Here is a 12,258-nt window from a genome sequence, read left to right on the forward strand (position 1 = left end):
TACTCCGTATTGCCCACGCCGACGATGCAGTACTTGCCGTTGATGTCAAGCATCGATGGCTCCTGCGCGGGGAAGAGCTGACTTAACGGGCGTTAAACGCGTGCATCTTAGAACCGACTCTACCGCCCGTCAACGACCGGGAGCTCCCCGACCGCACTCGCCGCTCCTCCGGGAGCCGGCCGCTGGATCTGTCCGCTGGACCGGGTTACTCGGTCGCCACAACCCCTTAGCTCTCCCGTCCGCGCTTGCGACAATCCCCTCGTGGCCTGGCTCTGCCCCGGGCCCTCGGCGTGGCAGAATCTCGATGGCGCGGGCAGGAGGTGAAAGATGGCGGACATGCTGCAGATCGGGGCGTCAGTCGTGGACATCACGCCGGGAGTCGGACTCGCGATGGGTGGTTACGGCGCCCGCCAGGGCGTCTCCACGGGCATCCACGACCCCCTCAACGTCCGCACTCTCGTCCTCCACGATGGCCATAGCCACGTCGTGCTCGCCATCTGCGACCTCGTCGGCGTTCCGCCCGACCTCGTCGCTGCGGCGAGGGAACAGATCGAGAAGGACACGGGCGTGCCGGCGGAGAATGTCGCCATCGGCGCCACCCATACGCACTCGGGGCCGCTGCTGCGCGATGTGGACGTACCGGGGTACATCCCGGTAACGGCGAAGAAGATCGCCGGTTCCGTCGCCATGGCCCTGCGGTCCATGACTCCCGTACCCCTCAAGGCCGGAGTGGCAAACGTCACCACCGTCAGTCAGAACCGGCGCCACCCGGAAGGCCCGCTGGAGGAGACGGCTAAGGTCCTCCTGGCAGCGCCGGAGGGCGGCCGCGCGCCCGTGGCAACCGTGGTCAACTACGCCTGTCACGCGACCGTCATGGAGTACGACAACCTGGACTACTCCGCGGACTTCCCGGGTGCAGCAATGCGCTTCCTGGAGCGCAACCTCGGCGGCACGGGCGTCTACGTCCAGGGCTGCTGCGGAAACATCAACCCCGTCTGGATGCGTCACGATTTTGCCGAGGTCGAGCGCATTGGAGGCATCTTGGGAGCGGCCGCGGTCCGCACCGCGCACGAAATGCGGCCTCTGGGCGAGGGGCAGTGGTGCGTGAACCTCAACTGGTCCGAACAGACGCCGAAACCATCGCCCGGCGGCTTGCTGACCGGCCTCCGGCTCGACTCCGCCAGGACGTTTGTCGACCTGACGCGTCGCACGCTCCCTCCAATCGAGGAGATAGAGGCCGAAATCAGGCAGCTCGAGACGGCTCTGGAAGAGGCAGGGACAGACGTGGCGCGGCGGCGCCAGGTCAGGCCCAGGCTCAACTCCCTGCGCCTGTGGCGGGCACAGCGCCAGCGCGGCGGCGGCGCCGGCGGCTCCGAGGCCCTGGAAATCCAGGCGTTCCGCATTTCGGCCGAATGCGCCATCGTCACCCTGCCGGGAGAGTTCTTCGTCGAGGTCGCGCGCGATCTCGAGCAGCGGGCCGGCCTGCCCTTCCTCCTCATCGCCGGCTACACGAATGGCACCGCCGGCTACTTCCCGACGCAGCCCGAGTTCGACAACTTCGGCTACGAGGTCGGACAGGCGCGCTTTGTCCCCGGTGCCACCGAGGTGGTAACGGAGGAGGCCGCGCGCCTGGTGCGGAGCCTGTACTGACGCGCGGTCCGACGTTAACGCCGTCGTAAGGCCGTACCGCGCATTGGCGGGGCCGCGCTAACGGCGCCCGGCGCTAGGATCGGCCGGATGCCGTAGACAGGCGTCAGGCAGCCGACAGAGACACTGCGAGCGGCAGCGGATAGGATGGCGTCAGGTGTCGATTGGCGAGGAGAGGGGCATGAGCAGCGAAGAGTCCGCCCGTCTGTACCAGGACCTCGGCGTCCGGCCCGTGATCAACGCGGCAGGCGCTTACACACTGCTCGGGGGTTCCATGCTATCTGCCCGCGTGCGAAGCGCCATGGAGGACGCCAACCGCTACTTCGTGGAGATGGCGGCCCTCTTGCAGTCCAGCGGCGAGATCATCGCCCGGATGCTCGAGTGCGAGGCGGCCTACATCACTTCCGGCGCCGCCGGCGCGCTTGCCCTATCCGCCGCGGCCTGCATGACGGGGAGCGACCCGGCGAAGATCGAGCAGCTACCCGACACGACGGGCATGAAGGACGAGATCCTCATCCAACGGGTCGGGCGCATCAAATACGACCGCTGTGTAACCATTCCGGGCGCGAAGCTGGTCGAGTTCGGCGGTCCGGAGAAGACTTCGGTTGACGACCTGGCGGAGGCATTCACCGCGAAGACCTGCGCCGTGCACTACCTCGCGACGGGCACGCGTCCCGGCAGCCTCCCCCTGGAGGACATCATCCGCCTGGCCCACGACCACGGCGTGCCGGTCATCGTCGACGCAGCAGGGCAGACGTACCCAACCGACGAATTGCGCCGCTACGCCCGCATGGGGGCCGACCTGGTGTGTTATGCCGGCAAGTACTTCGACGCCCCTCACTCGACCGGCCTCATCACTGGCCGGCGAGAGCTCGTCGAGGCGGCGGCCCTGAACGGCTTCGTCTCCTTCGAGACGAATGGCCTGCGCAGCATCGGACGGCCGATGAAGATCGACCGCCAGGAGATCGTGGGCTGTGTCGTCGCCCTGCGAGAGTGGCTCTCCATGGACCACGAGGACCGGCTGATGAAGTACGGCGAGCGTTGTGAAGCCATCATGCGCGCCATCGCCGGGATACCCAACATCGAGGCGCGAAGGCTATCGGAGGTCGAACAGCCGATGCCGGTCTTCCGGGACGGCCTGCGCATCTGGTTCCGCGAGGGCGCGCCGAAGACGGCCGCCCAGGTCGAACGCGAGCTGCGCGAGGGCACGCCGAGCATCTGGACGCGCGCTCATGACGGCGCCCTCAACATCTCGGTGGCCTTTTTCGAAGACGGCGAGGACGAGGTCGTGGCCCAGCGGCTCAGGGCCGTCCTGACGTCGTAGCCTCCGTCCCCGTTGCAGCAAATCGGCCCTGAATAACGCCCGTCGATGACGTTATCGTGCTGAATAGATGGTTTTTGGGTTTCCCCAACCGTTCGCAATGATAGAATCGTAAGGTCGAAACGCGGTGGGGGGTGTATGGACAACGATTACCCGATCAATCTGGACGAAATTCTCCGTACCATCGAAACCGCAGACGTAATTACTGTCCGCTTCCTCCTCATCGAGAAGCGGCTTTTGATTGACAACCGGGTTAACGAGATCGACGGGCCCATGGCCCGGCTGGTGGCGCGGGTCAGCTCCTCCGAGGAGCGGTTCCGCAGCATCCGCCGGCTGCGGCCCCGCTTCCCGCTTCCCGAAAAGCTCACCTCTATCTGGTGGCCCAAGTACATCTCCACCCTGGAGACCTCTGGCGTCTGGCCCGCGCTCGTCCGCCGGATGGCCGAATCCGGCTTCCCCAATGCCGTGCGCCAGTGCGAGGACGTCCTCCGGGAGCTGAAGGAGATGGAGCGCAAAGAGATCATGGGCGCCATCCCCGGCGGCGAAGGCTACCAGACTCTCTGGCAGGCCTCTCACTCCACCCTGTAACCTCGATTACATGACACCGGCCGCGCGAGTGGCCCGCTACGTGCGGGCCGCCATGAAGTCTTTGCCCGCGGAGTTCGCTACGCGTCTCGACAACGTCGAGATTGTCGTCCAGCGCCGCGCGTCACGCCTGCAGAGGCGGCGCTCGGGCGGTGGCGGAGACCTCTACGGTCTTTACGAAGGCGTGCCGCTCGCCCAGAGGGGCTCCTGGTACGGCAACGTCACGCCGGACAAGGTCACGATCTTCTGGGAGCCGCTCGTGAGGGACTTCCCGGATGACGCCGACCTTCGGGAGCAGGTCCGGCGCACCGTGTACCACGAGATCGCGCACCACTTCGGCTTCACCGACGAAGAGCTCCTCGGCCTCGCCGTCGAGTAGGCCCCGCTCGCGTTCCCATGGCTTCATTCTGAGCTCAGGGCCCCCTGACCCTGAGCGGGCCGCGAACCCCGCCTCGCGCCGTCCGTATTCGTGCCTGAGACCGCTGCCAGACGTTCGCGGCCCGCGTGTTAGCATTTAGGCGTGAGCACAACTACCGACCTCTGGGAACGTGTCGATCAGGCGCTTGACCTGATCCGCCCCTACATCCACTCCCACGCTGGCGATGTCAACATAGTCGACGTGACCGATGACGGGGTGGTCAAGTTGCAGATGGTGGGCACCTGTCACGGTTGTCCCATGAGCATGCTCACCCTCCGTCTGGGCATCGAGCGCATCCTCACGGAGAAGGTGGAGGGAGTGACGAGCGTCGTTTCCATAAAGCCGGACGACTTCGACTATCCGGAAATCGAGCCGGCCGACGACGCGGCGTCGTCCTGACTACATGACCATGCGCGCCGACCTGCATTGACCGAGCCGCGCCCAGCAGGGACCGAGAGCTTGCGCGAACGCCTCGCGGAGGGGGTCGCGGACGTGCGCGAGGAGCTCGCCGAGCTGCGGGAGGAGATGGCCGGCGCGGCCGATGCCGTCCGCGAGGACATTGCGGCTACGCCCCTCGCCCGTCGGGCCGTCGCCTCCTACCTCTGGGTCATGTCCCGGGCGCCAACCTCGACGCGGGGCCGCGTCCTTGCCGCTCTGGCGCTCATCGTCCTTGTGATGACGCCGTCGCTGGTCCTGCTCTACGTCACCCTCACCGAAGGCTCGGGCGCAACGGAGAGCTGGTTCGGACGCCTCGGTTATGCGGGGGTGTTCCTCTCGAACATGGCCGGCACAGGCACCGTATTCATCCCTGTCCCCGGCCTGACCGCGGCGGCCCAGACGCTCATCGCATCGAGCGCCCAGAGCCTGAGCCCATTCATGGTCGGCCTCCTCGGCGGGCTGGGCATGGCCGTGGGGGAGATCACGGCCTACGTGGCCGGCATGGCCGGGGCCGAGATATCGAAGGAGGAGGGCCTGAAGGCGCCGCGCCCAATCCGTCCGGCAGTCGAGCGCCTTGTCCGTGGCGTCGATTGGCTGATGGACCGCTACGGCATGCCGACGCTGTTCCTGCTGGCCGCCGTCCCGAACCCGCTGTTCGAGGTCGCTGGCCTCACCGCGGGCGCCACGCGCTACTCTTTCCGCCGTTTCATGGCGGCGGTCACGCCCGGGAAGGTCCTCCGTGGCCTGATCATTGCCTACGTGGGCGAGCGCTTCATCTTCGGCTAAGCCGCGGGAGACGCGGCCGCGTCGGCCGGCGCCCGTCGGGTGCCGCGGGCCGCGCGATACGCGACGAGCGCGATACCACCGGCGCCCCACAGTCCGGCAAGGCCGACCACCAGCGCGCCCAGACCCGGCACGATGGCCACGAGCTGCGTGATGAGCAGCCCGACGGCAGCAGCCGCGTACGGGTGCGGGCTCTCGCCTCCGCCCTGTCCAGCGACCAGCATCCCCAAGCGGGTCGCGGCAGCGATGTACCCGAGGAGCCACATCGCCGGCAGGAGGAAGAGCAGCGCCCCGATGCCGAGGGGAATTCCTACGAGGGTGGCCATGACCATGAACGCCGCCACAGGCACGCCGACCCAAAGGACCACGGCGGCAACCACGGCGCTGCCCGCAGCCTCGGTCAGGCTCAGGCTGGCCGCCTGCAGCTGGCGGCCGCCGATCGCGGCGAAAACGAGGCCGGCGGCGATCACGGCCACGGTCAGGCCCAGCCAGGCGAGGATAGAGACGACCGCCCAGGCGCCGGGGAATACCAGGTTCTCGCGTTCTCGCAGGTTGCCGGTGATCGTGGCGCCGCCCGAGCGCTGCAGGTCGCTGCGGACCAGGGTGACGTCGTGGACGCGCGCGCCGTCCCGGAGCTCGAGGTTGCCGCTGATCACGGTCGTACCGCCGCGCACCTCGCCCGTGACGCTAGCGGTGCCGTCGATGACCACGAGGCCGCCGGTCACCGTGCCCTCGACGAAGGCATTGCCGTTGATGACGATTACGGTCTCGACCACCTCGCCTCTGGCGATGCGCACGTCGCCGCGGACGCGCAGGACGAAGCCCTCGTCCTCCTCCTGCGCCTGGGCCGGGAACGGCATCAGGGCGACCACGAGTGCCGCCAGAAAGACAGCAGTCCTCTTCATCTTCATCCTGCTCCTCCTCAGACGGAAGCGCTGCATACAACGTACTCCGGGCCGCGCCGCGCCAGTAGTGCCGGAAGGCCCGCCGCCGGGCTGCACGCCGCCCTTTATCGATTGACACCGGGCGCGCGCCATGACTAGCCTGCGCCAGACCAGGAGAGGGTGCATGGCAGGCAGGCGCGCTGGAATTCCGAGTTGGCCCAAAGAGTTCAGGGAGGTCGCCGATGGCGTTTTCGCCTACATTCAGGCGGGCGGCCCCGGGATAAGCAACCTCAACATCAGCAACGCGGGCGTGGTCCTCGGCCCGGAGACGAACGTGGCCGTCGATGCCCTGTGGGCGCCGCCCATGACTCGCGACTTCATCGAGAGCATCCGGCGGGCGAGCAACAAGCCCGTGGGCCACCTGCTTCTCACCCATCACCACGGGGACCACGTCTACGGCGCCGCCGCCTTCCGGCCTGCCGAGATCGTGAGCCACCGACGCTGCCGCGAAGTCATCTCCACCATGACTCCTCCCGACCCGGGGCGGATGCGGCAGGCCGGCTCCCCTTACGCGGACGACTTCGTCGGCCTGGAGCTGGCTCTCCCGACCCTGACCTACGAGTCTGAGATGAGCCTGTACTGCGGCGACCGCGAGGTGCGACTCCTGTATTGCGGCCCTGCCCACACTGTCGACGACACCCTCGTCTACCTGCCCAAGGAAAAGCTGCTTTTCGCCGGCGACATAGCCTTCTACTACGTCACGCCGCTCGCCTTCCAGGGCCACATCTCCGGCTGGATCAGGGCAATCGACCGCATCCAGGGCATGGAGGTCGACACGGTGGTACCGGGGCACGGCCCTGTCGGCGGAAAACGCGAACTCGCCGAAGTGCGAGAGTACCTGATGCTGGTGCGGCGGGAGGCGCGCCGCTGTTACCAGGCCGGCCTGGACGAAGCTCAGGCCGCGATCGAGATTCGCCTGGGCTGGTTCGATAAGTGGGTCGAACCGGAACGCCTGGTCCACAACGTCATGCGTTTCTACACGGAGCTAAGGGGCGACCCCTTCGCGCCCCTGGACGCGGCGAAGCTGCGAGCGGCGCTGGAAGTCTTCCGGGCGAAGACCGGCGCCTGATTGAGGCCCAGTCAGGAGGCCCTCCGACGGAGGGTCGCACACGCTGAGAGTGCAGGGCTTGGAATAAGAGGCGCCTAGCGGCGGAGGCTGGCAGGGAAAGAGGGCGACCCCGCCGGCGCCCTCTTTCCCTGTGACAGGCGTCAGGCAGCGTTCTCCTGCTGCGCCTGGAGCACGTCTTCGAAGACGTTCAGGAAGCTCTTCTTTTCGCCGCACCGCTTGCAGCGGCCCTCACTCGTCGGGCCGTCAGGCGTCTCGATCAGCCAGTGGTGCTGACAGGCCTGTCGCCGCCGTTCCCGGCTGCCGAGGGGCACAGTCCTTGTTTGCATTTGGTTCCCCCTTGTCAACAGGAGAACCTTAGCCCGGGCGGCGTTTCTGATGAGTATCGCTCGTAGCGGGCCTGCGTTAACGAAGGCTTTTGAAGCTGGCCGTTCGGATTCCGGCGTTAGCCCTGCCAGGCTTCCAGCGTGAGCCGAACCGTGATCTCGCGGTTTTCGCGCAGGAGCCGGATCTCGATGGTGTCACCCACGCTGCGCGAGTCTATGTACTTCGCCAGGTCCTCGAAGGTCTTCATCTCGTGACCATCGATCGAGAGGATGACGTCGCCAGGCGTGCGGCTCCCGGTGCCGCCGCCGATGCCGCGCAGACCGGCGCGGGCGGCGGCGCTGTTCGGCTCTACGCTGACCACCATCACGCCCCGGTCCACGCTCAGGCCAAACTGGGCCGCCCGCGCCGGCGTCAGGGTCTCGAGGCCGACGCCCATCTTCGGGTGACGGATGGTCTTGCCGGCAAGGAGGTCAGGCAGGAAGCGCTTGGCGATGTTTATCGGCACGGAGTATCCGATGCCAACGAAGGCGCGCTCGCCGTCCGGATTGTCGATCGCTGTCGTGATGCCGATGACCTCGCCGTTCATGTTGAAGAGCCCGCCGCCGGAGTTCCCGGGGTTGATGGCAGCGTCCGACTGGATGAGCTGGCGCAGAGGCCGGCCCGTGCCCCCACTGCCAAGCGTGCGGCCGACGCCACTCACGATGCCCTGCGTCACGCTGCCGGTGAGGTTAAGGGGATTACCGACCGCGATCACCAGTTCGCCGATGCGTACCTGGTCGGAGTCACCCAGGATAGCCGGCTGGAGCTTGTCCGGCGGAGCGTTGATCTTTATTACCGCGAGGTCGTTGCCGGGGTCGGTGCCGACGACGGTTGCGGCGTAGGAGCTGAGGTCGAAGAGGGTGACATCGATAATGTCGAAGCCGCGGACCACGTGGTTGTTGGTGAGGATGTGACCCTGCTTGTCGATGATGATGCCGGAGCCTGTGCCGCCCACGTTAGTGCGGCTGGACAGGCCGCTGACCGTGACGATGGACGGCCGGACGCGCGCGTAAAGGTCGGCCAGGTCCCGGGGCGCATCGCTGGACAGCGGCGTGGTGGTCGAGGGCGCGGCTTCGCGCACCACCGTCGCGGGAGCTTCATCCGACCGCAGCTGGTCGAGAGCAACGACCGCGGCGCCGCCCAGAGTCATGCTCAGGACTATCACCAGCGTCCAGGTCAGTACTTGTGTCCTCACCGCTGCCACCTCCAACTCCTGATCCTATGATCGCGATGCGCGGCGCGCCGGGATTTAGGCATCTGCAAAAAGAATGTCAAAACGCAGGCCGTCGCCGCAAAGGCGGCCTACCGCGCCCGCCCGCGCCGAAAATGCTCCAGCAGCGCCGGCCCGCTATCATCCCCCTGTGAGCCCTGAGATCGACCCCGGCCTGAGGCCGGTCCTGCCGTTAACCTCCCGGATCAACGAGGCCGGACATCTAGCCGTCGGCGGCTGCGACCTCGTGGACTTGGCCCGCGAGTTCGGCACGCCCCTTTACGTGTTCGATGAGGCCGACCTTCGGGCGCGAGCGCGAGAACTCCTGAGCGAGTTCCGTTCTCGCTGGCCCGAAACGTCCGTCATTTATGCCGCCAAGGCGTACATCGGAAGGGCGCTCGCGCGCCTGCTCGCCGAGGAGGACATCGGCCTCGATGTCGTGTCTGGCGGTGAGGTGGCAATCGCGGCGGCAGCAGGCTTCCCGCTCGAGCGCGCCTACTTCCACGGCAACAACAAGCTCCCGGCCGAGTTGCGCGAGGCCGTGAATGCGGGCATCGGGCGCGTCGTCGTCGACAACCTGACGGACGTGCGAGTGCTCGGCGAGGTGGCCGCCGCCGCAGGAAGGACACAGCCCGTGCTGCTGCGGGTCACGCCCGACGTCGACGCGCACACACACGCCAAGATCACCACGGGCGTCCTGGACAGCAAATTCGGGCTGCCGGTGGCCTTCGGGTTGGCGGAAGAGGCCGTCTTGGCCATCCAGCGCACGGCCTCCCTCGACCTCGTAGGCATTCACTGTCACATCGGCTCCCAGATCTTCGAGGTGGAGCCGTACTACGCGGCGATCGAAGTCGCGCTCGAGTTTGCGGCTGACATGATGCGCAAGCACGGCCTGGACTTGCGCGAGTTCAGCCCGGGCGGGGGCCTGGGCCTCCAGTACCTGCGCGAGGAGCCACCGCCGCCCGTATCCGTGTACGCGGAGGCGATCACAAGCGCGGTAAGGGACGGGTGCCGCCGCTTCGGGCTGCCGCGACCGAGACTCGTGGTCGAGCCCGGGCGCGTGCTCGTGGGAAGGGCCGGCATGGCGCTGTATACCGTCGGGTCACGGAAAGAGCTGCCGGAGGTGCGGACCTATGTTGCCGTCGACGGCGGCATGGCCGATAACATCCGCCCGGCGATGTACGGCTCCAGGTACGAGGCGCTTTCCGCCGAACGGCCAGACGCGCCTCAAGAGGAGACCGTCACGATAGTTGGCAAGTACTGCGAGTCCGGCGACTACCTGGTCAAGGACGCGCGCCTGCCACGGCTGCGTGAGGGCGAAGTGCTGGCGGTGCCGGCCTCGGGCGCCTACTGCCTGGCCATGGCGAGCAACTACAACGCCTCCCTGCGCCCACCCATCGTCTTCGTGGCTGACGGTAAGGCCCGTCTCGTCCGGCGGCGCGAGAAATACGCCGACCTCATGGCGACGGAGGTCGAGTGAGCGCAGGGCCGCTGCCGCGAGTCGCCTGGAGGACGGTCGGGCAGGAAACGGCGCTGGCCGCCCTGGAGCCGGCCGTCCTCAGCGGCGAGCCGGCGCACGCCTACCTCTTCACCGGCCCGGCGGGAGTCGGCAAGACGATGGCGGCCCTGGAATTCGCCGCGGCCCTCAACTGCGAGGGTTCGCCGAAGCCCTGTCGCGAGTGCCGCAACTGCCGCGACACCCTCGAGCCGGGCAGACAACACCCCGACGTCGAGGTCGTAGCTCCGGGCGGGGTCTGCGACGAGAGCGAGCACGGCACGCACGAGGGCAGCCGGGACATCCGCATCTGTCAGGTTCGACGCCTCGAGCGCGTGCTCTCTATGACGCCGTACCGCGGCGCCTGGAGGGTGGCGATCATCGACGGCGCCGAGAGGCTGAACCAGGACGCCTCGAACGCCTTCCTGAAGACCCTCGAGGAGCCTCCGCCGGCGACCGTGCTCGTGCTGGTCACCGACCGCGAGGAGCAGCTCCTGGAGACGGTGCTTTCGCGCTGTCGCAGGGTCGCCTTCGGAAGGGTGGACAGGGAGAAAATAGAGGCCGTTCTTGCCGAGCGAGGCGTCGAGGGCGAACGGGCGGCGGCAATCGCCGCGCTGGCAAACGGGCGCCTGGGCTGGGCGCTGCGCGCCATCGAGGACGAAACCCTGCTTTCCGAGCGTGAGGGGTTCCTGGACTCCGCGCGGGCCGTCGCCCACGTTTCGCGCCCCGGCCGCCTCGCCTGGGCGAAGGCAGCGGACGAGCGCGGCGCCGCCGTCCGCGAGCGCTATCTGCGTGAGCTCGAGGTGTGGGAGCAGTGGTGGCGAGACGTGCTCTCCGTAGCCGCGGGAAGCGGGGCTGGTATCATAAACATCGATAGGTCAGCCGCTCTGCGTGAAGAGGGCGGACTGTATCGGCCGCTGGCCATCGTGCGCTTCCTGCGTTCCCTGCAGAAGACCAGGGAGTACCTGCAGGCTAACGTCGATGCCCGGCTGGCGCTCGAAGTCCTGGCGCTGGACGTGCCGCAGCCGGCGTCCACGGCCGGGAAGCGATAGACGAAAGGGGTGCCTCGCTCCGGCGGGGCTGTCGTAATGCCGAACATAGCCGGGGTACGCCTGCGCGAGGCAGGCAAAATCCTCTATTACGACGCCGGCGACCTGGAAGTCCACGTTTCGGACTACGTAGTCGTGGAGAGCTCGCATGGGGTCACCGTTGGCCGCGTCGTCATCGCCCCGGACCAAGTGGTGGTGAACGAGTTCAAGGACGAAGTCAAACCCATCCTGCGCCTTGCCACCCAGGACGACATCGAAAAGATGGAGGCCATGCGCGCCAAGGCCAAGCAGGACGCGGCGCGAGTCCGGACGGCCATCGCGGAGAGCGGCTTGAGCATGAGCCTCGCCACGGGCGAGTACGACCTCGATGGCGAGCACTTCACCGCCTACTTCACGGCCCCCGAGCGCGTCGACTTCCGGAACCTGGTGCGCGACCTCTCGCGAGAGCTCGGGGTCCGCGTGCAGTTTGTCCAGGTGGGTGACCGCGACCGCGCCAAGCTCGTCGACGGCGTAGACATCTGCGGAGAGCGCCTCTGCTGCGCCAGTTGGATGACTAACTTCCCCAGCGTCAGCATCCGCATGGCCAAGGAGCAGGACCTGCCCCTGAACCCGCAGAAGATCTCCGGCGTCTGTGGCCGCCTCTACTGCTGCCTTACTTTCGAATACGAGGACTATAAGGCCCTGCGCGGCACCCTCCCGAAGGTTGGCTCCGTCGTGTCGACGCCGGTCGGGGAAGCGAAAATCACCGGCATCGATTTCATGCGCGAGCGCGTCAAGCTCTTCCTGACAGAGCAGCACACCGCCTTCGAGATGGCGATCGTCGACATGCAGCTCCAGCACGGGGTGACTGTCCGGCCGATGGAGTTGGTGCGCAAAGTCGAAGGCCCGATGCGCACGATCGCCGAAGACCGTCCGGCTCCGGCGCTCCCCAGGGCG

General features: G+C 67.2%; 13 protein-coding genes. 10 read left to right on the plus strand and 3 right to left on the minus strand.

Features of this window, described 5'->3' with window-relative positions; all coding sequences use genetic code 11:
* Positions 1-327: 327 nt before the first annotated feature.
* The 6 genes from VNN10_00005 to VNN10_00030 all read left to right on the plus strand — a co-directional run bounded on the left by VNN10_00005 (position 328) and on the right by VNN10_00030 (position 5,195).
* Complete coding sequence (locus tag VNN10_00005) at positions 328-1,650, plus strand: neutral/alkaline non-lysosomal ceramidase N-terminal domain-containing protein (protein HXH20383.1); 1,323 nt, start codon at positions 328-330, stop codon at positions 1,648-1,650.
* Between the two features lie 178 nt (positions 1,651-1,828).
* Entirely contained in the window at positions 1,829-2,971 is a 1,143-nt protein-coding gene (locus VNN10_00010) for an aminotransferase class V-fold PLP-dependent enzyme (protein HXH20384.1), read from the plus strand.
* 135 nt (positions 2,972-3,106) lie between these two features.
* Positions 3,107-3,556, plus strand: a complete 450-nt coding sequence (locus VNN10_00015; GenBank protein ID HXH20385.1) for a hypothetical protein — start codon at positions 3,107-3,109, stop codon at positions 3,554-3,556.
* A 10-nt stretch (positions 3,557-3,566) separates the two neighbouring features.
* A complete protein-coding gene (locus VNN10_00020) occupies positions 3,567-3,932 on the plus strand; it encodes a metallopeptidase family protein (GenBank protein HXH20386.1) in 366 nt (121 codons plus the stop codon).
* Between the two features lie 141 nt (positions 3,933-4,073).
* Complete coding sequence (locus tag VNN10_00025) at positions 4,074-4,370, plus strand: NifU family protein (GenBank protein HXH20387.1); 297 nt, start codon at positions 4,074-4,076, stop codon at positions 4,368-4,370.
* 60 nt (positions 4,371-4,430) lie between these two features.
* Complete coding sequence (locus tag VNN10_00030) at positions 4,431-5,195, plus strand: VTT domain-containing protein (protein HXH20388.1); 765 nt, start codon at positions 4,431-4,433, stop codon at positions 5,193-5,195.
* On the opposite strand, the gene VNN10_00035 is transcribed toward VNN10_00030, so the two are convergent.
* The gene (locus VNN10_00035; protein HXH20389.1) at positions 5,192-6,103 is read right to left on the minus strand and encodes a polymer-forming cytoskeletal protein; all 912 of its coding nucleotides are present in this window, start codon (positions 6,101-6,103) and stop codon (positions 5,192-5,194) included. The genes VNN10_00030 and VNN10_00035 overlap by 4 nt on opposite strands.
* Positions 6,104-6,260: 157 nt before the next feature.
* Between VNN10_00035 and VNN10_00040 the strand changes: the two genes are divergently transcribed.
* Positions 6,261-7,205 carry an MBL fold metallo-hydrolase gene (locus VNN10_00040; protein HXH20390.1) on the plus strand — a complete coding sequence of 315 codons (945 nt, stop codon included), beginning with the start codon at positions 6,261-6,263 and terminating at the stop codon, positions 7,203-7,205.
* A 140-nt stretch (positions 7,206-7,345) separates the two neighbouring features.
* On the opposite strand, the gene VNN10_00045 is transcribed toward VNN10_00040, so the two are convergent.
* Together VNN10_00045 and VNN10_00050 are read right to left on the minus strand one after the other, a co-directional pair.
* Positions 7,346-7,531, minus strand: coding sequence for a hypothetical protein (locus VNN10_00045; GenBank protein ID HXH20391.1), 186 nt, complete (start codon positions 7,529-7,531; stop codon positions 7,346-7,348).
* A gap of 116 nt (positions 7,532-7,647) precedes the next feature.
* Positions 7,648-8,763 (minus strand): trypsin-like peptidase domain-containing protein, encoded by a 1,116-nt coding sequence (locus tag VNN10_00050; protein ID HXH20392.1) that lies wholly within the window; start codon positions 8,761-8,763, stop codon positions 7,648-7,650.
* Between the two features lie 166 nt (positions 8,764-8,929).
* On the opposite strand from VNN10_00050, the gene lysA reads away from it, so the two are divergent.
* The 3 genes from lysA to ricT all read left to right on the plus strand — a co-directional run.
* Positions 8,930-10,258: a diaminopimelate decarboxylase gene (lysA, locus tag VNN10_00055; protein HXH20393.1), complete on the plus strand. Its 1,329-nt coding sequence runs from the start codon at positions 8,930-8,932 to the stop codon at positions 10,256-10,258.
* On the plus strand, positions 10,255-11,325 hold the full coding sequence (locus tag VNN10_00060) for a DNA polymerase III subunit (GenBank protein HXH20394.1): 1,071 nt from the start codon (positions 10,255-10,257) through the stop codon (positions 11,323-11,325). The genes lysA and VNN10_00060 overlap by 4 nt, the downstream gene beginning before the upstream one ends.
* Before the next feature lie 9 nt (positions 11,326-11,334).
* Positions 11,335-12,258, plus strand: a 924-nt coding sequence (ricT, locus tag VNN10_00065; protein HXH20395.1) for a regulatory iron-sulfur-containing complex subunit RicT, incomplete at its 3' end; no start/stop codon positions are given.

Source organism: Dehalococcoidia bacterium (assembly GCA_035574915.1).
GTDB lineage: Bacteria > Chloroflexota > Dehalococcoidia > DSTF01 > WHTK01 > DATLYJ01.

Excerpts from the sequence above, each read along its gene's own strand:
- VNN10_00035 (HXH20389.1), bottom strand. The coding sequence starts at position 6,103 with ATGAAGATGAAGAGGACTGCTGTCTTTCTGGCGGCACTCGTGGTCGCC.
- VNN10_00015 (HXH20385.1), top strand. The coding sequence starts at position 3,107 with ATGGACAACGATTACCCGATCAATCTGGACGAAATTCTCCGTACCATC.
- VNN10_00010 (HXH20384.1), top strand. The coding sequence starts at position 1,829 with ATGAGCAGCGAAGAGTCCGCCCGTCTGTACCAGGACCTCGGCGTCCGG.
- VNN10_00040 (HXH20390.1), top strand. The coding sequence starts at position 6,261 with ATGGCAGGCAGGCGCGCTGGAATTCCGAGTTGGCCCAAAGAGTTCAGG.
- VNN10_00020 (HXH20386.1), top strand. The coding sequence starts at position 3,567 with ATGACACCGGCCGCGCGAGTGGCCCGCTACGTGCGGGCCGCCATGAAG.
- VNN10_00005 (HXH20383.1), top strand. The coding sequence starts at position 328 with ATGGCGGACATGCTGCAGATCGGGGCGTCAGTCGTGGACATCACGCCG.
- VNN10_00045 (HXH20391.1), bottom strand. The coding sequence starts at position 7,531 with ATGCAAACAAGGACTGTGCCCCTCGGCAGCCGGGAACGGCGGCGACAG.